Origin of the sequence: Nostoc sp. MG11, from assembly GCF_014904695.1 — a bacterium.
GTDB lineage: Bacteria > Cyanobacteriota > Cyanobacteriia > Cyanobacteriales > Nostocaceae > Komarekiella.
In genome coordinates this window covers 117552-138027 of record NZ_JACXXN010000005.1, presented here as the reverse complement: position 1 = coordinate 138027, position 20476 = coordinate 117552, and the positions used below count along the sequence as shown (strand labels likewise).

General features: G+C 41.0%; 18 protein-coding genes and 1 pseudogene. 16 read left to right on the top strand and 3 right to left on the bottom strand.

The window, feature by feature from the left end; all coding sequences use genetic code 11:
• Nucleotides 1-103 precede the first annotated feature (103 nt).
• The 7 genes and pseudogenes from HCR01_RS09785 (at nucleotide 104) to HCR01_RS09755 (ending at nucleotide 7390) form a co-directional block, all read left to right on the top strand.
• Nucleotides 104-928 (top strand): hypothetical protein, encoded by an 825-nt coding sequence (locus HCR01_RS09785; RefSeq protein WP_193196032.1) that lies wholly within the window; start codon nucleotides 104-106, stop codon nucleotides 926-928.
• Between the two features lie 47 nt (nucleotides 929-975).
• Nucleotides 976-1662: a hypothetical protein gene (locus tag HCR01_RS09780; protein WP_193196031.1), complete on the top strand. Its 687-nt coding sequence runs from the start codon at nucleotides 976-978 to the stop codon at nucleotides 1660-1662.
• A gap of 15 nt (nucleotides 1663-1677) precedes the next feature.
• On the top strand, nucleotides 1678-3294 hold the full coding sequence (locus HCR01_RS09775; protein ID WP_193196030.1) for a TrbI/VirB10 family protein: 1617 nt from the start codon (nucleotides 1678-1680) through the stop codon (nucleotides 3292-3294).
• Nucleotides 3295-3322: 28 nt separating this feature from the next.
• A complete protein-coding gene (locus HCR01_RS09770; protein ID WP_193196029.1) occupies nucleotides 3323-3898 on the top strand; it encodes a hypothetical protein in 576 nt (191 codons plus the stop codon).
• Nucleotides 3899-3966: 68 nt separating this feature from the next.
• Nucleotides 3967-4187, top strand: a pseudogene (locus HCR01_RS09765) (porphobilinogen synthase); the annotation flags it as partial.
• A gap of 417 nt (nucleotides 4188-4604) precedes the next feature.
• Nucleotides 4605-6380, top strand: a complete 1776-nt coding sequence (locus HCR01_RS09760; protein ID WP_193196226.1) for a WD40 repeat domain-containing protein — start codon at nucleotides 4605-4607, stop codon at nucleotides 6378-6380.
• Nucleotides 6381-6829: 449 nt separating this feature from the next.
• Entirely contained in the window at nucleotides 6830-7390 is a 561-nt protein-coding gene (locus tag HCR01_RS09755) for a Uma2 family endonuclease (protein WP_193196028.1), read from the top strand.
• Nucleotides 7391-7564: 174 nt separating this feature from the next.
• Here the strand turns inward: HCR01_RS09755 and ftsH are convergent, their stop codons facing one another.
• Nucleotides 7565-9502 carry an ATP-dependent zinc metalloprotease FtsH gene (gene ftsH / locus HCR01_RS09750; RefSeq protein WP_193196027.1) on the bottom strand — a complete coding sequence of 646 codons (1938 nt, stop codon included), beginning with the start codon at nucleotides 9500-9502 and terminating at the stop codon, nucleotides 7565-7567.
• Between the two features lie 306 nt (nucleotides 9503-9808).
• Here ftsH and HCR01_RS09745 point away from each other — a divergent pair, with 306 nt between their 5' ends.
• The 5 genes from HCR01_RS09745 (at nucleotide 9809) to HCR01_RS09725 (ending at nucleotide 16069) form a co-directional block, all read left to right on the top strand.
• Complete coding sequence (locus HCR01_RS09745; RefSeq protein ID WP_202928685.1) at nucleotides 9809-9988, top strand: hypothetical protein; 180 nt, start codon at nucleotides 9809-9811, stop codon at nucleotides 9986-9988.
• Between the two features lie 90 nt (nucleotides 9989-10078).
• Nucleotides 10079-11212 (top strand): AI-2E family transporter, encoded by a 1134-nt coding sequence (locus tag HCR01_RS09740; protein WP_193196026.1) that lies wholly within the window; start codon nucleotides 10079-10081, stop codon nucleotides 11210-11212.
• Between the two features lie 202 nt (nucleotides 11213-11414).
• A complete protein-coding gene (locus tag HCR01_RS38580; protein ID WP_226889233.1) occupies nucleotides 11415-11612 on the top strand; it encodes a hypothetical protein in 198 nt (65 codons plus the stop codon).
• 5 nt (nucleotides 11613-11617) lie between these two features.
• The gene (locus HCR01_RS09730) at nucleotides 11618-12172 is read left to right on the top strand and encodes a hypothetical protein (RefSeq protein ID WP_193196025.1); all 555 of its coding nucleotides are present in this window, start codon (nucleotides 11618-11620) and stop codon (nucleotides 12170-12172) included.
• A gap of 39 nt (nucleotides 12173-12211) precedes the next feature.
• The gene (locus HCR01_RS09725; RefSeq protein ID WP_320073103.1) at nucleotides 12212-16069 is read left to right on the top strand and encodes a tetratricopeptide repeat protein; all 3858 of its coding nucleotides are present in this window, start codon (nucleotides 12212-12214) and stop codon (nucleotides 16067-16069) included.
• A gap of 214 nt (nucleotides 16070-16283) precedes the next feature.
• Here HCR01_RS09725 and HCR01_RS09720 read toward each other — a convergent pair whose 3' ends face one another.
• The gene (locus HCR01_RS09720) at nucleotides 16284-16448 is read right to left on the bottom strand and encodes a hypothetical protein (protein WP_193196023.1); all 165 of its coding nucleotides are present in this window, start codon (nucleotides 16446-16448) and stop codon (nucleotides 16284-16286) included.
• Nucleotides 16449-16473: 25 nt separating this feature from the next.
• Between HCR01_RS09720 and HCR01_RS09715 the strand changes: the two genes are divergently transcribed.
• The 4 genes from HCR01_RS09715 (at nucleotide 16474) to HCR01_RS09700 (ending at nucleotide 19813) form a co-directional block, all read left to right on the top strand.
• Entirely contained in the window at nucleotides 16474-17160 is a 687-nt protein-coding gene (locus HCR01_RS09715) for a histidine phosphatase family protein (RefSeq protein ID WP_193196022.1), read from the top strand.
• A gap of 187 nt (nucleotides 17161-17347) precedes the next feature.
• Nucleotides 17348-18367: an ATP-binding cassette domain-containing protein gene (locus tag HCR01_RS09710; RefSeq protein WP_193196021.1), complete on the top strand. Its 1020-nt coding sequence runs from the start codon at nucleotides 17348-17350 to the stop codon at nucleotides 18365-18367.
• A 123-nt stretch (nucleotides 18368-18490) separates the two neighbouring features.
• Nucleotides 18491-19378, top strand: a complete 888-nt coding sequence (locus HCR01_RS09705) for an ABC transporter permease (RefSeq protein ID WP_193196020.1) — start codon at nucleotides 18491-18493, stop codon at nucleotides 19376-19378.
• A 45-nt stretch (nucleotides 19379-19423) separates the two neighbouring features.
• The gene (locus tag HCR01_RS09700; protein ID WP_193196019.1) at nucleotides 19424-19813 is read left to right on the top strand and encodes a hypothetical protein; all 390 of its coding nucleotides are present in this window, start codon (nucleotides 19424-19426) and stop codon (nucleotides 19811-19813) included.
• A gap of 87 nt (nucleotides 19814-19900) precedes the next feature.
• On the opposite strand, the gene HCR01_RS09695 is transcribed toward HCR01_RS09700, so the two are convergent.
• Nucleotides 19901-20338, bottom strand: coding sequence for a peroxiredoxin (locus HCR01_RS09695; RefSeq protein WP_193196018.1), 438 nt, complete (start codon nucleotides 20336-20338; stop codon nucleotides 19901-19903).
• Between the last annotated feature and the right edge of the window lie 138 nt (nucleotides 20339-20476).

Genomic DNA, 20476 nt, shown 5'->3' with positions numbered 1-20476 from the left:
GATTGATAAGTAATTAAAAATAAATTCAGTCGTGAGAAGCATTTTAGTTCATCACTAAGTACAAGTTAAATAAGCGCTCACTGTTGGGTTGGGAGATGAGTAAATGGTACGGTTACTGGAAAAAAGACAACGAACAGGAAGTATATTAACAGCTTTTGCGATCGCTACCTTCAGTTTGCATGTACTAGTTTTACTTTTATTCCTATTCCAAGGGATTAAAATTCGCCAACTCAGTTTAAGAAAACCTCCCAACTTTGTGCAATTGATAGATGGTAAATCAGTAGCTATTACTGATGATTTGGAACGAGAACCAGAAGCAATTCGCCAATTCATCAGTAAAACGATGATATCGGTGTTTAACTGGTCTGGAAATCTACCACCACAAACTATTGAAGAAGTCGCAAACCCCAAATCAGATTTAGGAATACTAATTAGAACAACACAAGGCGGTAGCCAAAAAATTAGCACCAGTAGTTGGATAGCTAGTTTTGCCTTATCAGAAGATTTTCGCAAGGGTTTTTTAAGCACAATTGCAGAAATAACACCGCCAGAAGTGTTTTCTGAAAATCCCAGCCAAGCTATGACATCACAGTTAGTTATTAAACGGGTTTATCCACCAAAAAAAATTGCCCCAGGTAAGTGGCGCGTGGGTATGGTAGCTGATTTAATTCAAAATAAACAAGCTGATGATAGAAGAATTATCACGCCTTTCAATAAAGATTTACTTGTGCGTTCAGTCGATTATTTCGCTAATCCACAAGCCAACAATGCCACTACCCTCCAAAAAGCAATTTATAGTATTCGGACTGATAAACTAGAAATTTACGAAATTCGCAATTTATGTTTGTTAGACGAATATAACAACCTGAACGAAGAACAATTAAAGCAATGCGGAACTATAAAAAAGCCTGATAATTTCTTAAGATAATCGGTTCTCAAAATTGAAAATATTGTAATTTATATAGATAATTATTAATGCAATTACTTAAACCCGAAAACAAGAAAAATAGCTTTTTACCACTGTTGGCAGTAGGAACATTTGGTTTACATTTGTTAACCTTACTGTTACTAGTATTTCACGGGTCTATGTTGCAGCAATTAAGTCAGCAACTCACACCTCAAAGTTTAGTGCAACTTATTGATGGTCGCGCCATCACAGTAGACCCCCAACAAAATTTAGAGCGACAACCAGAGACTATTCGGCGCTTTGTCGGTGAAAGTATGAGCTTAATGCTTACCTGGTCGCAGCAACAACCGCCAAAAACAGTCTGGGACATCAGTTCTCAATTGGTAGCTGAAGATTTTAAGCAAAAATTTCAGTTAGAACTTACTAATTTAAACCCAGAGAGTCAATTTGACTCTGTAAATAGAGGAACTGAAAATGTATTAGTAATCCAAAGAGTTTCTCAACCGACAAAGATAGGTGAGGGACAGTGGAAAGTGGAGATACTTGCCAATCAATTAGTTTTTAGTAGTTCTGATAAGCTAGGAAAATCAATTTCATTTAATAAACAAATTTTAGTCAGAGCAATAAACCAACCAGCAACTTCACTACCAAATGCAGCAATTCCGTTACACTTGGCAGCTTATCGCCTAGGTGAAGCTAGACTAGAAATTTATAATGTCTGTGAAATTCAAGATAAAAATTGTTCTGTCAATTAAAACATAAGTTGTACTATGACTCGATATTCAATTCCATCAGAAACTCCTGCACAAAATCTATTTACTTTAACTACCGACGATCGCCAACGAGAAGTAGAATCTCTAGATTGGGAATCGCGGATGGCAAGATTGGTTGGCTTTGAAGAAGCTCCTCCTAGCATCCAAGAAGTAGAAGAACCTGCTATACAGCCGTCACCTGAACAGCCGCAAGAAGTTCAGACTAAGCAACCCCTCTCATCTAACCCCTTTGCTAAATTAGGCTTAGTGGGGATGGCTACCTTATCTATAGTTTTGTTAGCTGGCGGGTTTTTATCCCAGCTGATGAATAGTGGTAATCAAAAACCACAAAGTGAGATTCCTCCCCAAGTGCGATCGCAACCTGTAAATGAATCTCCTTCTCAAAATCTAGCAGCAGAAGTAGAGACTCTCAAAACAAAGTTAGCTCTGACTGAACAAGTTGAGTTGGTAAAAGCGGCACAACAAAAGCTCAGAACGACAAAACCAACGCCTGCGGTAGCTTTACAGCCACCAGCAGTTTCTTCCAGAAATAGACCGCAGGTAGTACCACAAACAACACCAGCACCAGTACGAACAGTTTATGTGCCTCGTGTAGTCACAGTACCATCTCCTCCACAAAGACCTGTTGTTTCTCAACCATTACCAGTTGTGCAACCAACCGTCAATGTAACTCCACCACCTCCACCAAACCCACTTGATGAGTGGTCAAGGTTAGCAAAGTTGGGTAGTTATGGTCAGGTAAATGTCAGTGATAAACCTAATGTCATGGCAGCTACCTCTGAACCTCCACAAAATACCCAAGTCGCGCAACAGCCACCAAACCCCAATCCTAACCAAACACCACCCCAGGAGCCTTCTGTAGCCAACCAAGGACAACAACAGAGCCAAAAATCCGTAGCAGTAGGGACTAGCGTCAAAGCTGTATTAGCAACAGCTGTATTTGGAGAAACTACTAAAGCAAGAAACAACGACGACAACGACGAAAACAAAAATGTATTTGTTGTGCGTTTGAAAGAACCACTCAAAGCTGTAGATGGTGCGATCGCGCTACCTGCCAATACCGAGTTATTAACTGAAGTTCGTTCTATTTCCGAACAGGGTTTATTACAGCTAAATATAGTCAAAGTTATCGTAAAAAATAATGGTACTCCCACAGAAAGGAGCCTACCGCAAAATGCCCTAATTGTTCGCGCTCCCCAAGGTAGACCTTTACTAGCACAGCAATTTCCCAATCAAGGAGGAGCAATTACGGGGATGGATATAGGACTATTTGCCCTAGGTGCTGTTGGTAAAGTAGGAGAGGTATTAAATCGTCCTGATACCAGAGTCGAATGTGTTAATACTCCTACTCTAGATACTAATACTAATACTAATACTAATTCTAACGAGAATTCTAATAATCAAACTTACAGAGATAGGTATTGCTTTCAGAGTAGCGACAACAGACGTAACATTTTGGCAGGGTTGCTAGAAGGTGGGATGAACACTGTAGTTCCTCAAATTGCACAACGCAATCAACAGGCTATTTCTCAAATGATGCAACGTACTAACGTTTGGTTTGTGGCAGCTGGCAAAAATGTTGAAATATATGTCAATCAATCTATACAGTTTTAGGAGTAGTGAGTGATACTAAGTTGCATCCATGAAAAACAATATAAACTTACCAGGAAAGTCTCCAAATAATTCTTATTTCTTACATCTAGCTTCCTTGCTTTTCTCAGCTGCTATGTTATTACTGGCAGGCCGCGCCATAGCTAATAATGCTGTTCTCCGTTCCATGTTTTCTTGTCAAGCACAAGGTTTAGGAGGAGCAACACCTACCATTAATATTTCGTATCAGCAAGGAACAAACTTAAGTTTTATTCAGGCTGGAGAAGTAATTAAAAAAGTTTGGTTAAACGATCCATCACAGGTAACTATAGATTTTGATGGCCCGGTATGTATGCAGTTTGGTCAAGACCGTAATACTAATGTAGGAGATTGTAAAAATTCAGCAGCGAATGTCATGCAACTTAGACGAATTCAAAAACTCAATATTCCTGGACTTCCTGCTACTAACAATACACTTTTAACAGTTGTTACCGAAAAACAAGGTAAAACCAAGCTGTATACTTTTCGGGTGATATACGAAAAAAGTAATCCCGGATATCACACTTTAGCAATTTTCCCTGATCCTCCCTCGGCTAATGAAGCACCTTGCGTGAGAGTTTCTCAGTGAAGTTACTAGCTTGGCACTCGTTGTTAAGGGTGATGGTGCTGTGCTTTGTTGAGAGTGATGCGATCGCTAACGATGGTTTAGTGGATGAAAAAGGCATCATCTTAAATGACCTTACTGTCGAAGTATTAGTGAAAATGGCAGTTTCGCAAGCAACCGCTGGAGCGACTTTTGTTGCATCTTCCGGCATAATGATTCCAGAGTGGGAGCAATTCGTCAAGCATTAGATGCAGCAGGCTACTTTGATGTAGGAATTTTGTCATACTCTGCTAAATATGCCTCTGCATATTACCGCTAACAGCACTCCCCACTTTGCTATACCTTTGGAGTCACTCGCAAATCATCCTCTCCTTTACAGATAGAACTGTTTTTAGAGGATAGTAGTTAACGCTACTGTTATTTATAAATCACTGAGACAGGAAACGTTGAGTAAGCGAGATATTTGTCCTGAAATTGTAGAAACAAAACAGTATCTCGTTGTCCAGGTTCGATAAAATTGACTAACATCATCTAATTATCCATATCTCAGCTGCATTAGTTAATGAAATGCCTAAGTCCTATTCAGGTGTATCTTTGCTGTCAATGTATGCTACTAGCTGTGTTTTATTAGACTGTTAAAATTACTAGATTTTTAATTAACTAAAGGTTATGGACTTGAGTAATTGCGATGGTGTAGCTTACCGTAGGTATGCAATATTGTGCTGTAGGAATGCAGATGGATTGGATTAGCTTATTAAGATCTCAACAAGCTGACTTCCTTCAACGTGTGAGAAAACCCAAGACTTACGACTTATCTTTGCTAGAAAGTCAAGTCAAAGGTTGCCACACTGAAATTATGGCATTTTGGGGAGAGCCATTGGCAAAACTCCTGGAATTTTCTCGCCAACAAGCAGAAATTCTGGCCAAAAATCCGCCGCCTACGCCGCCTGAGTATCCTGAACCTCCTGACTGGACGATACCCTTTTCCAAATACTTCCAGCAGCAAGCAGAAGATTATCTTTTGCGAGAGCAAGTGGTCGAACAGGTGATGACTGAACGCTTGGGTAAATTGGTAAAAAAAGTGCCACAAGACAGCTTGCGAAACATAATTTTAGATGATGAGGGCAATTTGCGCGGCGAAAGTAAATTTTCTTACGTGCTTAAAGATAATCCTCAGCTGAGTATTCAAGTTTGCGTTGCTGATGGAGAAAGTTTTAACGGTATTAAGAAAAACAAAATTAGATGGTCGGTTACTGAAGAGGATTTAAAAAATCACCAAGTATTAATTTTCTTATGCTTGTTTTATCCATTTGCAGGTAAATTAGGCTACGAAAAACAAACTGTAATCACTGGGTTTTTACCTGCGAATCAAGTTGAATTTACTGAACCAAAACTTTACATCTATCCGAGTAACTTATTGTATGCAGGGGGATTGAATTGGTATTTAGAATCACTTACCACTAAAAAAGCTGCGCCACTAATACCAGCAATTAATGAGAGGATAATGGCTGAGACAATTCAGACTTTGCCACCAGAGCATTCACTTAAATGTATAGTAGGTGACTGGGAATGCTGGCAAACTTTGAAAGGTCACAACAGAGGAATTAATTGTCTTGCTTTCAATTCTGGGTGTAAGAATGGCAAAACCATGCCCATATTGGCAAGTGGCAGTCTTGGAGAGACGAAACTATGGGATTTAAGCAAGGGTGAATTAATAGATACATTGTCTGAGTATCCTTGGGTGATGTCTGGGCTGGTGGATGAAGTGAATTCTTTGGCTTTTAGTTCCGATGGACAGACTTTGGTAAGTTGCGGTGCAGACTCCACAATAAAGATTTGGCATGTAGGCGCACTAGACTTAATAGATATCCTGCACAAGCATAATGGGATAGTGCGATGTGTTGCCTTTACTCCAGATGGCAGGATGTTAGCGACTGGTGGAGATGACAGGAAAATTCTGTTTTGGGATTTGATGCAACGTCGAGTAGCGATCGCTCTCTCTTTAGATGATACCGCTGCTCACTCCCTAGTTTTAAGCCAGGATGGGGAAACTCTAGTCACGGGTAGTTACCGCAAAATCAAAGTCTGGCACACCTTACCCCAAGCACCAGGAAAAATTCTCAAGGATACACCACCACTATGCACCCTCATGGGTCATTCTCATATTGTTAGCTCTCTGGCTATGAGTGCAGATGCTAAATTGCTCGTCAGTGGTAGCTGGGATAAAACCATTAAAATTTGGCAGTTGGATACAGGGGAATTGATTTCCACTCTTAAGGGACATAGAGATCGAGTGTATGCGATCGCTTTAAGTCCCGATGAGAAAATTATAGCCAGTGGCAGCGCTGATCAAACTATCAAGCTGTGGCATCTACAAACAGGTGAACTGCTGGGTACTTTTACTGGACACGCCAACACAGTTACAGCACTAGCCTTCACTGCTTCGGGCGAGATGTTGGTTAGCGGCAGTTTGGATAAAACAATTAAAATTTGGCAACGAAGTTAAAATTTCCTAGTTTTGAACTTGATTAATGAGCCTTTGAACTTGATTAATAAGCCTTTGATCTGCATTAATAAGCCTTTAATAAGTAGGTACGCATAATTAACATAAAATAAAATCCTAGTTCGTAGTGAGCGATTTATCGCTCAAAACAAGGATTATCAGGACTAAAGTCCCGACTACAAACTTTAATTTATTTATGCCTAGCTACTTACTCGTGGACAACAAACTTTAAAAACTCTCTGCGCCTTTGCTTGAAATCTAACACCCTCCTACAGGTACTATTGCCTCTCTAGCCTTTCCTGATGTATCCGTCCAAGTTCATCGCCTCGTGGGTTTCCCCAAAATATAATTTCTAGCACCTATCAGAAACGAAGGATGCCAGACGTAGCTTGCTCCCCCGTAGGTGATCGCTAACCCACATAATTAAACTATCCCCTCTATGCTATTTGCTTATGGCGATCGCAACTCAACCCCAACTAACTTTAGACGACTTCCTCAAATCGCCGGAAACTGAACCAGCATCAGACTTTATCAACGGGGAAATTATTCAAAAACCTATGCCTCAAGGTGAACATAGTTTGCTTCAAGCTACTCTTTGCGAAACAATTAACGGCATAGCTAGAAGCAAAAAAATTGCTTACGCTTTACCAGAACTGCGCTGCACTTTTGGCGGTGCTTCTATCGTCCCTGATGTGGCAATGTTTTGCTGGGATAGAATCCCTAAAACTTCATCTGGCAGAATTGCTAATCGCGTTGAAATTCATCCTGACTGGGTAATAGAAATTCTTTCCCCAGACCAAAAGTTAAAAAAAGTGTTAAGTAAGTTATTACATTGTTCGCGCAATGGCACTGAACTAGGCTGGTTAATCAACCCAGAAGATGAAAGTGTGCTAGAGATATTTCCTGGACAGCGAGTGGAATTATACGAGGCTGCTAATAAATTACCCATCCTGGAGGGTATCGAATTGGAATTGACGGTTGAACAGATTTTTGGCTGGTTGAGTTTGAGTTGAGATTCAAATGAAAGCGGAACCATTTCTAGAGCAAAAGTAACTTTTTCGAGTCTAGAAAAAAGCGTAGGCGTTCGCGTAGCGTTCCGCAGGAAAGCCCGCCGTTCGTGCAGCGTCTTGTAGAGAAGGCATCGCCCCACTTCAAAAGCGATCGCTTTTCAATTTCAACTAAAATTGTTAGACCAAAAGTGTTTGCAACAGCGGTTTATCTTCTGATAACTTACCTGTTCGCAACCATTCTGCCATTTCATCCGGTGCTTTGGCTTGGTTGAGGTGTTCTCTAAGTTGAGAACCTTCAAGTATCTCTTTTTGCAACAGTTCCTCTGCGGTCTGCTCTAGCAAATCGCGGTTATATTGCAGAATACTCAAGGCAATGTGGTGAGCATTATCCACTGTCAACTTGACTTCGCGGTCAATTTCTTCAGCCACCTTGGGACTGATAGCACGACGCGGGTTGCTGTAACCTTCGATAAACTGCTGTTGACTCTTCTCAAACGCCACAGGCCCAAGTTTATCGCTCATTCCATAGAGAGTAATAGCGCGTTCTGCCAAGTCAGTGGCTTTTTGAATATCGTCACTTGCACCAGTAGATACTTTGCCAAAAATGATTTCTTCAGCAGAACGTCCACCCAATAGAATAGCAATGCGTCCGCGAATTTCATCTTCCACCATCAAAAAGCGGTCTTCTTCTGGCATTTGAATTGTATAACCCAAGGCTCCGACGCCACGGGGTACAACGGAAATTTTTTCGACTTTACCAGCACCGGGCATCAATGCACCGATAATCGCGTGACCAACTTCGTGATAAGCTACGGTCTTCTTCTCGGTTTCATTCAGGACGCGAGAGCGTTTTTCTAAGCCAGCAACCAAGCGCTCAATGGCTTCATTGAAATCTGCCATTGTCACAGCTTGGCGATTTTGCCTTGCTGCTAATAGTGCGGCTTCATTTACCAGGTTGGCTAAATCTGCGCCAGCAAAGCCAGGAGTCCGAATAGCGATAGTGCCTAAGTTGACATCCTCAGCCAACTTGACATTTCTGGCATGAACTTTCAGAATTGCTTCACGACCGATTTTATCAGGGCGATCGACTACAACTTGGCGATCAAATCGACCGGGACGGCGTAAGGCAGGGTCGAGGACTTCGGGACGGTTAGTAGCGGCGATAATAATTACACCTGTATTGGCATCAAAGCCATCCATTTCGGTAAGTAGCTGGTTGAGGGTTTGTTCTCGCTCATCGTTACCACCTATGAAACCACCAGCACCACCGCGAGATTTACCGAGTGCGTCTAACTCGTCGATAAAAACGATACAGGGAGCTTGTTGTTTGGCTTGTTCAAATAAGTCGCGGACTCTTGCAGCACCTACACCAACGAATAGTTCAATAAATTCTGAGCCAGAGATGCTAAAAAAGGGAACACCAGCTTCACCTGCGATCGCTTTTGCTAGCAGTGTCTTACCTGTTCCTGGAGGCCCTACCAACAGCGCACCTTTGGGTATTTTTGCACCCAAATTGGTGTATTTACCAGCATTTTTGAGAAAATCAACAATCTCTTCTAGTTCGGCTTTGGCTTCATCTACGCCAGCTACATCAGTAAATTTTACACCGGTGCTACCTTCAGAGTAAATCCGGGCTTTGCTTTTACCTACCGTTAGAGCAGCGGGACCACCAGCTTGACGACTCATTAAAAAGCCCCAAATACCAAAGAAAATTAACGGTGGAGCAATCCAGCTAATTAAAGTACTAATCCAGCCATTTTGGTTTGGCGGTGGTGCAGCAAACTCAACATTATGTTCACGGAGAATTCTGGGTAAATCTAGATCAATGGCTACAGGTGTAGTAACGAATACCTGTTCGCTGGGTTTGCCATCTGGGGTTTGGCTATGAAGTGAATATTGAATGCGATCGCCACCCACAATTGCCCGATCTACTTGACCTGCTTCTACCTGAGCAATAAACGTACTATAGGGAACTTGTGGCGATTGGGGGCCAAAAAAACTCGGAACGATAAAGTTAAGCAGTAACAAAAGAGTCAGTAAAATTAGGAAGCTACCGCCAAACTGCCGCATCTTGGGCGGTTTGATCTGGCTTTTGTTATTAGTTTCAACAGGCATTTTGATGTACCCTCCAAATTTGAAGTCGTCCTTTGTCTCCCGTCATTAGTCCTTTGTTCTTACAAATTGCCAAGGACAAATAACTAAGGTTTTATGGGAAACTATTAGAAACTAGGGAATGTAATATTTATTTTTCTAAGTATTGTGAAGCAACAAACTTAATAGTTGCTTAAATATTGATTGTGGCAGTTGTGGTTTGGAAAGGTTTGTATTGGTTAAACCTATTGTAAAAACTAGACAGTGCAGTCCGAATTAGTGTATACACTACAGAAAAATGTGTATTGCCGTACTTTTATAGAAAATAAAATGGATTTTATTCTGAAACTGCTTCTACTCTCAGCTTTGCTCTCACTATTGATTAAGTATGCAGCTCCGAGTTTAGCAATTCCGGCAACGGCGAGTAACGCACTGATTATAGTTTTATTGCCGCCAGTGATTGTAGCGATCGCTTTACTATGGCGATTCCAAGGACAGAAACAAAATTGACTCAAACTATCTAGACTGAAGTTGCTAAAATCGGCTAACCTAGCTGAATTGTCTGGAAATTGCATCTCGCCAATTATTGGGAGTTAGTCTGTGAACCTTGGTCAATGGATCGGTTTAATCGCCATAGTTCTTTCTTTATACATATTGTGGCAAATTCGGGAAGTGCTTTTGCTGATGTTTGCCGCAGTTGTATTAGCCACAACCTTAAATCGTTTAGCAAAACGGTTCCAACGTTCAGGTATGACGCGCGGATTCGCCGTCTTGCTATCAGTAGCTATCTTTTTTGCTGGCGTCGCAGGTTTTTTCTGGCTAATTGTGCCACCTTTTGCACAGCAGTTCCAAGAACTAACGTATCGAGTCCCACAGGGGTTTGAGCGTTTTAATAATTGGCTAGACGCACTCAGAACTCGTATTCCTAACCAGTTAGTTCCCTACATCCCGGATATTAACAGCCTCATTCAACAAGCACAGCCCATTATAAATCGGGCGCTAGGAAACTCTTTTGCCTTTGTCTCTGGCTCATTGGAAGTCCTGCTTAAGGTTTTGCTAGTGCTGGTTTTAACTGGGATGATTTTAGCTGACCCCATAGCTTACCGAAAAGTATTTGTACGACTGTTTCCCTCGTTTTATCGGCGGCGGGTAGAAGGAATTTTAAATCAATGTGAAGTCTCTTTAGAAGGATGGATAACTGGCGCTTTCATTGCTATGAGTGTAGTGGCATTGATGAGCGTGGTTGGCTTATCAGTTTTGGGTGTGAAGGCAGCACTCGCTTTAGGGATTTTAGCAGGATTTTTGAACTTAATTCCCAACTTGGGGCCGACGTTAAGTGTAGTACCAGCAATGGCGATCGCTTTGTTAGATAGTCCCTGGAAAGTTGTTGCTGTCTTGATTCTCTACTTGATTATTCAACAGGTTGAGAGCAATTTCATCACACCCATCGTTATGGCACATCAAGTCTCATTGCTACCAGCGGTGACTTTAATTGCTCAGTTATTTTTCGTCACTTTCTTTGGCTTTTTAGGATTATTTCTAGCGTTACCACTGACTGTTGTTGCCAAAATTTGGATGCAAGAAGTTTTGATTAAAGATGTTTTAGATGAATGGGGAAATAATCATCAAAAAGATACTGAGTTTATAATAGTTTCTGAATCTCCCACATCCGATGAATTTACCAAAGTTAATGACCCTTGGGAAGCGGAAAGTTCAGTTAGTGATGATGAGTAGCAGATGATTATGTTGTCAAACCAGTTAGGTAAGGTTGTCAGCACTATTTATACAGATTAGGTAAACCTATGACAGAAATTAAATTTCAATTGAAAGTCAATATGCAAATACTGCGGCCGAAGAACTCTTCACAATTGAAGGACTAGAGTGAAGTTGGGTACTAACATCAGAACATTCTCCCCATAAAGAAGGGACTTTAGCAGTGATAGGTACGATTGTTGGAATTGTAGGAGGTGGTATCGCCATAGCTGAACAAATTCGCAAGTGGTATCAGGAATATAAGCAATCTCATGCAGACAAGCAATTTGACGTAGTGATTATTGGGTCTAGTGGTCGAGTTGTGATGGAAGATGCCACAATAGGGGAAATTTATGAAGTCCTCAAAGCTTTAGAAAAGTAAATAAAGTGCAGACTCTTTATATAAAGCTGAAGTTACTTGAAAGTGGCTTTGCTCAGCTACGATACGCACTGCAACAGCCTGCTAAATATGAAACACAGAAACTTAATTTATCTGCGATCAAAGACTTAATTAAGCAAGCAAAAGGAAGTTACTACATGCCGCTACCTGACTTAAAGGGAATGGGGCAGCAGTTGTTCTTTTGGTTAGACGCACATGGAAGATGGTTAAGCCAAGCGATCGCTAACTGTACAGAGGAAGGTCTGATTCTGGCGATTGATAGCAGTCAAAGCCTTAGTTACTTACCTTGGGAAATTCTGCATGATGGTACTCAGTTTCTTGTGGAACGTACCAATCCAGTAGTAGTGCCAGTGCGATGGGTAGATGCCCCCGTGCAGGAAAGCTTGGCTCAAGAGCGACCTTTACGAATTTTGTTCATGGCTACTGCTCCTGAAAATGTTGAGTCACAACTAGACTTTGAAAGGGAAGAAGCGCAAATTTTGTCAGCGACTCAGGATCTACCATTGGTTCTGCGAGTCGAAGAAAGTGGCTGTATTGCTTAGTTGGGAAAGCTTTGGAGTCGCTATCGTGAACCGTTTGATGTGTTCCATCTTACTGGTCATGCTTCTATTCAAAACAACCAGCCATACTTTGTAACGGAGACGGAAACTGGAGAGCGTCATGCAGCTAAAGTCGAAGAGATAGCAGCAGCTCTACGATTTCGTCTACCACAGTTAGTATTTTTGTCCGGTTGTCGCACAGGAGAAGCACTAAGCGATGGAGTAATACCGTCGCTAGCTGCTTCTCTGGTTGAACAGGGATGTAGAGCAGTATTAGGTTGGGGCAGACCTGTTTTAGATGTTTCAGCTACAGCAACTGCAACTTACCTTTACAGTAAACTAGCCGCAGGCTATAAACTCTCAGAAGCTCTTGCCAGTACATATCAGCATTTACTGAATGAGAATTTTGCAGACTGGCATTTACTTAGGCTGTACGTTCGAGGAAAATGTCCAGAAGCTTTTGTAGAGCCTTTAGGCGATCAAATTTGGATACCTAATGAACCTATTCATGAACAGTTTTTAGATCCAGATGGCAAAGTTCGAGTAGCAACACCACAAGAATTTGTTGGCAGACGAAGGGTATTGCAGTATAGCTTAAAGGGCCTCAGATCATCGACAAAGTTAGGAGTTATCTTACATGGCTTGGGTGGCGTAGGGAAAAGTACAGTAGCAGCGAGATTATTAGAACGCCTACCAAGTTATGACAAGATATTTATTTACAGAGAACTGGATCAAGACAAGCTTCTAAAACAGCTTTTTGAACAATGCACTTCAGAGGCTGGAAAAGAGATATTGCAAGGAAAGTTAGCATTAACTCAATGTCTAACTAATTTTTTACGCGAAGGGCTAAACCAAGCAGAGCAGAGATTTATTTTTGTGCTTGATGATTTTGAAGCAAATATAGAGATTAGACCTGATGGTGTACAGGTCTTAAAACCAGAGGCAGTAGAAGCACTCTTGTCCTTACTAAAAGCTATTTCTCAGTCTCGGTTGCCTCACCGCCTTATCATCACATGTCGCTATGATTTTCAAGTCTCAGAACTTAATCATCGTTTACATAGAGAACTGTTGACAGCCCTGAGTGGAGCAGATTTGCAGAAGAAATGTAATCGGCTGTCTTCATTTTCTTCTAAGTCAGAAATTAATCCAGAACTCCAATTTAAAGCTCGACGAATTGCTGACGGAAACCCTCGTTTGTTGGAATGGCTAAACAAAATTCTGCAAGCAGAGCAGGTAAATCATGCTCAGATACTAGAGCGAACAGAAAAAGCTGCTGATGAATTCCGCGAAAGCATTCTTGCAGAGGAATTGCTCAAGCAACAACCAGTCAACCTTAGACGAATGCTGGCATTCTCTTTAGTTTATGAATTGCCAGTGCCTAAATCTGCTATTACTGCCGTTTGTCCAAAAGTTTTCAATTTAGATGATTATATTCCTCACGTTATATCCCTTGGTTTGTTAGAAGTTAGCAATTTCCAAGGTGAAACTCTCTATCGAGTTCCACGTATCTTAGAAGCATTACTAGATTTTCCAAAAGATTCAGAAGCTCTTTACAGCACAGCTGCTCAACATCTCGAAAAATTCTGGTTATTCGAGATTCTTCAAGGTACTACTAATGATATGAGCGGAGAGCTTACCGATTTGGTAAGTGTAAGAATCTCTGAGATAAGGCTTTTAGAAATATATCGACTGGCTTCGGAAGGTAAAGAGTTAGAAATACTTTTGAGAGCTAATTTTATGCTCGGAATGAGATGGAATAAAAAGGGGCAATACAGAGCAGTTGCTCAACTATGTCAATTAACCCTTATGCATGGTATAGCTTCACCAAGACTTTTTTATTGTCTAGCCAAAGCAGAAGAGAAACTTGGTAAAGTTGATGAGTGCCTTCAGCACTACCAACTTGCATTAGATTTATTACCAGAATACTGTGAAGCAGAGAGGGCTGCTGTACTTCATGATTTTGCAGATTTGTATGCAAGTCAAGGCAATAATGAAAAAGCCCTTGAATTATGTCGTCAAGCTATTGAAGTTGATGAAAAACTTGACAACAAGGCAGGAAAAGCCAAGTCATTAGGATTACTAGCTGGTATTACACACAATCAAGGAAAAAGGGAAGAGGCACTGCGGATTTATCAAGACGCTTATGAGCTAGCTAAACAAGGCAGTAATAGTCACCATATAGCTGCTATACAAAATAATATAGCACTTCTTCAAGTTGAGCTTGGAAAACTAGATGCTTGGAATGAAATTTCTTCTGAAGTTTTTGAGGTTACCAATAGTAGTACTAATATTCGGGATAAGATAGTTCTCCTTAATAATATAGCAATGTCCAAATTTAAGGAGGGAAGAATTAAAGAAGTACAAGCAATTTATCAAGAGATTAATCGACTATTAGATATAAATGATGACACTTGGGTTAAGGCAGATATATTGCACAATTTTGCTACTTTTTATTCTGAAATGGGACAACTAGAACAAGCTCTAATACTCTACAAGCAAGCTCTTGAGATACATAAAATTAATAAAAATATTAAACGTCAGGCTACAACAACGCGTGAGCTAGGAGTTTTATACAGTAAGCAACAAGACTTTAGCAAAGCAATTGAATTAATTGAGGAATCATATCGAATTGATGAGTCAATAGGTAATACTGAAGGTCAAGCAGATGCTTTAAAGTGGATAGCCTCAATTTTAATTGATCAGAATAACTTAAGTGACGCATTACCAAAGCTAGAGAAAGCTCTTGAACTAAATAATAATACCAGTAATCTTGAGGGTCAATCATCAGTACTAAGAAAACTTGGATTTGTTTACAGTAAGCAGAAGAATTTTGAGAAGGCGAGAGCTTTTCTTCAGCAAGCCCTTGAAATAAGCAAGCTTACTCTTAATTTGCAAAATAGAGCAGGAATATTGGAATTACTTGGTGAATTACTAACTCATCAAGGAGAAATTGACCAAGCTATAGTTTATTTAAAAGAATCACTAAGTATATATCAGACCTTTGGTACTCAGGATACAGAGAGAGTCCAAGTATTAATTATCAATGCCAAATGGAAGAAGGTAAATATATTGGGTGAAGTAGCACAAGAAAGAGCCAGCCAGGATTGTATTGCAGAAGCGCTTGACATTTGCGTGCAAGCTTTAGAGCTTGCAGAAGAAATATGTCATATTCAAGGACAAGCAGCGATATTGTTCTTGATGGGACAGCTTTTGATAGAAAGAGATTTTGAGACGGGATTAGAAAAGCTTAGAAAAGCTATAAAAATGTCTCAAGAATTAAATTTTCCAGGCAAGGAATTAATGCAACCATTTCTTGATGAAGTACTGAATGAAGAAATTGCAAAGCTGTATCAATTATTTCAAGATAAGTTAAAAGAACAAGAAGCTGAAGAAGCTGTCTCGCTTGCTGAAAGATGTCTGTCGATTGCTAGAGATAATAGTTATATAGAGTGGCAATCAATAATTTTAGTATTTATAGGTCAAGTCATAGCCGCCCAAGGCAACTATAAAATAGGAATTAACTATTTGCAAACTGCTCTATCTATTAACCAACAACAAGAGTTGGAAGTAATAGAGAAAATTCCAGAAATTATATATATTGTGCAGCAAGATGAAGCAATTCGACAGTATAATTTAGCAAACTCTGAAGCTGAGAATGGTTATATTGAAGAAGCAATTAATCTTTTCATCAAAACTCTAGATTTTCAGAGAAATATTAATTATCTAGAATTGCAACCAGCAACGTTAGGATCACTAGGTCAACTCTTAGCGATACAAGGAAAGTCTAAGGAAGGTTTAAATTATTTGCACGAAGCTTTAAATGTAGCGCAAAAGTTACAGTCAGCAGAAAACGTAGAAATCATTCAAGAAATCATCAATAGAATTAAGCCATCTGAGTAACGTGAGCAAGAGTCTAGGAGGAGCGGAGGGGAAACCCCATACATAAATGTTAGGGCTTGATACAAGGATGCTTTGTGTCTCGCACTACGTGTTTCGACACAATTTTTTTTCTCCATAAATAATAAATACATTCCCATCTACCCTTGCAGAGGATATTTCTTCTTTCCCCTCTGCTCCCCTCCTGCCCCTCTGCTTCTTCGGTCAAGCCTGTTTCTCAAACATCCTCTAACAGACGCTCTACAGTACGACTTACCACAAACATTTTCCCTATTTCCCCGTTGTCACAAGTTGGATGAAGTTTTGCAGCTTCTGAAACGATTGGGATAGGCGGTGCTAGGGTGAGAAGTTTCTTGCTTTTTTGTAGTACGCTATCATTCATCTGTATTTCTAAGTAACACTATATCATGACGCGTCGCCATATTATTTTTAGTTTGGGTGCTGTGGCACTGTCCTTAATACTCAAACGTTTATATAATCCTGATAAACAAAAGCAAGCTGTAGCACCTGTAGAGCAACCTCAACAATCTCTGTTCCCGAACCAAGATTCAGCCTCACCCTCTACAACTGATGTTTCTGCTAGTTCTAAAGCAGCGATTTGGTCTGTTCTTCAGCAGGGAAGAGGCTATGTGGTACTCATGCGCCATGCTTTAGCGCCAGGAATTGGTGATCCGCCTGATTTCCGACTCAATGATTGCTCTACGCAACGAAACCTCTCAGATGAAGGTAGAAAACAGGCAATACGAACTGGAAAAGCTTTTAAAAATAGGAATATTCAAGTTTCTAGAGTTTTATCGAGCCAGTGGTGTCGCTGCTTGGAGACAGCAAAACTGATGAATTTGGGTGCAGTTGAGCCTTTTCCGCCCCTAAATTCTTTTTTTCTTGATCACACAACAGAATTTAAGCAAACAGCACAAGTGCGTCAGTTGATTTTGAATAACCGTAACACTCCGGGTGTAATTGTGATGATTACCCACGAGGTTAATATTAGAGCGATCGCCAGCGATATTTACCCCGAATCTGGAGAATCAGTTGTATTACGAGTTAATAGAAAAAACAAAATAGAAGTTGTTGGACAAATTAGAGCCATGTAAGTTTTGGAGATTCTAAAGAGATTCGGGAGGCGCTGTGGGATTTCAACAGCCAAAATGATTTAGTAAATTACCTCAAACCGAGCCATAAGATTGAGAAGCAGTATCTAAGCGATCGCTTCACATAACACTACTCAACTACAATATAGATAGACTTTGTTGAGATTTGTATCGTTAGGGATTAGCTGTCATGGCTCCCGCTGTTTTAATTCAAAATCTGCAAAAGCATTACGGTACTGTAGTCGCCGTCAAAGATGTCTCCTTTCAGGTAGAACCAGGAGAAATCTTTGGTTTACTCGGCCCCAACGGTGCTGGCAAAACCACAACTCTGCGTGCTTTGTGTACTCTCACCACACCGGATGCTGGCAAAATCGAAGTATCTGGTATTTCTGTGTTAGATAAACCTAGACTGGCAAGACAAAGGCTAGGCTACGTAGCTCAGGAAGTTGCACCAGATAAAGTGCTAACTGGAAGAGAATTACTGCAACTGCAAGCAGCACTTTATCACCTCCCAAGTGCAGTAGCCAAACAGCGTATTGATACAGTACTGAATTTACTTGGTTTACAAGAATACGCCAATAAAAAGACAGGAACATACTCTGGTGGTTTACGCAAGCGTCTTGATTTGGCAGCCGGATTGCTCCATGCACCAGATGTTTTGGTGCTGGATGAGCCAACGGTAGGGCTTGACATAGAAAGCCGTTTTGTAGTATGGGATTTCTTGCGGAAGTTACGCGCTTCTGGAACAACAGTACTGATTACCAGCCATTATTTAGAAGAAATTGACGCCTTAGCCGATCGCGTAGCAATTATTGACCGTGGCGTTGTAATTGCAGCTGGTACACCCTCACAATTGAAAGATCAAGTAGGGGGCGATCGCATCACTTTGCGAATCCGCGAGTTTTCTCCCATTGAAGAAGCGGAAAAAGCCAAAAACCTCCTGCAACCTTTGCCGTTTGTCCAAGAGGTGATTATCAACAGTGCTCAAGGTAATTCCCTTAACTTGGTAGTAACACCCCAAAATGATGTTCTCATTAGCATACAGCAAGCATTAAATGCTGCTGGCTTGCCCATTTTTGGCATTGCTCAATCTCGTCCTAGTCTCGATGATGTTTACCTCGCTGCTACGGGACGCACGCTCATGGATGCGGAACTAGCAGCAGTTGCGACTCGCGATCCTAAAGCTGAAAAAAAGCAGAATATGAGATAGGAACTGGGGATTGGGGAATTACCACGCAATCCCTATTACCCAATCCAAAATCTGTCTTGGAAAGTTCTGATCTAAGGAGGCCTTAGCTCAGACTTTCCGCAAAATCCAAAATCTAAAATTACTATGAGTGTTACTCCTAAATCTGATATCAATTGGCAGCCAATAGCATCGTCCCAAGCGGATGCTAATGCTCCTCACAATTTTTTTGGTGAATTAGTCCAAGAGACGCTGGCTTTAACTCGTCGCTTGTTTATTCAGTTGCAACGCCGTCCCTCGTCTTTGGTTGCTGGAATCATTCAGCCAGTGATGTGGTTGGTGCTATTTGGTGCTTTGTTCCAAAATGCTCCCAAGGGTATATTTGGTAATACGACAAATTACGGTCAGTTTTTAGCCGCTGGCATAATTGTTTTTACGGCATTTGCTGGAGCACTGAATGCTGGATTACCTGTAATGTTTGACCGAGAGTTTGGCTTTTTGAATCGTTTGCTAGTGGCTCCTCTCGCATCACGGTTTTCAATTGTGTTTGCTTCGGCAATCTTTATTATTAGCCAAAGTTTGTTGCAAGCAACCGTGATTGTAGCAGCAGCAGCGTTTTTAGGGGCTGGTCTACCGGATGCAGCGGGTTTAGGTGCGATCGCCCTAATTGTTTTCCTCCTCGCTTTAGGCGTAACAGCCATTTCTCTAGGCTTAGCTTTTGCCTTACCCGGTCACATTGAACTAATCGCGGTAATTTTTGTCTCTACTCTACCGCTGCTATTCGCTAGTACTGCTTTAGCTCCTTTATCCTTCATGCCTAAGTGGTTACAGATTGTAGCTACTCTTAATCCCCTAAGCTACGCTATTGAACCAATTCGCTATCTCTATCTCCACACCAATTGGGAATTAGGTAGTGTTGTAATGCAGGCTCCTTGGGGTAATGTTACATTTGGCGGAGCGTTACTGATTTTGCTCGGCTTTGCCCTTGTCGCCTTGCTGAGCATTCAACCCCAACTACGGCGGACTCTTGCTTAAGATGGAAGCATGATTGCGTTAAAGCGTTTTTAAGGTCAAAACTCCATGAAAAAACCATTTTTACTAGTAAACAAGCTTTTTGTAGCAACTGTGGCAGGAGTTGGTTTTGTCTCCTTGCTCACAGCTCAACCTAGCTTGGCTCAAATCAACCAGGTGGATTCCTTTCCCGGTGGCGGTAATTCAGATCAAAATACTGATCCTTTTTCCCGGAACTCAGGTGATTTCAATATGTTTGACCTGATTCATCGGGCAAATTTTGGGGCTATCAACTGGAATTCTGAACAACAGAACCAAGAATTAGACTCAGCAGCAGTAGAGTTTAAAAAAAGGCAACAACAACGAATTCAAGGTCAGCAGCAGCCTACACCAAATTCGCCAACAATTACATTGCCGTCAGCTACACCACCAGCGATTATACAGCCTTCAGGCAATTGAATTTAAACTAAAAACCCCAACCTCTCAAAAGGGTTGGGGTTGAAGTTAGGCTGACAAAAAAGAATATCTAAATTATCAGGTAAAAACCTACAGCCCAAGTGTAGTTAAAACATCTTTAGCATGGGTGCTTGTGTTGACACTGGCATCAACATGGATAATTTTGCCGTTGGGATCGATTACGTAGGTGACGCGCTTAGCATAACCGCCGCCATCTACATCAAAAGCTTTGATGAGGGATTTGTCGGTGTCTGCCAGTAGGGGAAAGTTCAGATTATATTTTGCTGTGAATGCCTGATGAGCGGCTTCATCATCTGCACTGACTCCCAGCACTACAACATCTTTACCTTGATATTCAGACTGGGCGTCCCGAAAACTACAGGCTTGTTTGGTGCAACCTGGCGTGTCATCTTTGGGATAAAAATACAAAACGACCGTCTTACCCGCAAAATCAGATAATGAGACAGTGTTGCCGTTAGTATCTTTAGCGGTAAATGCAGGTGCATCCGTACCAACTGTTAGAGGCATAATGAACCTTTCCTGTTTGAGATTATTGATGCACTTGAAATTTTACAATAATTTACAATGATTAAATATAATTGCAATAAAACAGCATAACTATTTTCAGAAAAACGATTTTTCTGAAACGAGGTAGCAAAAACAATA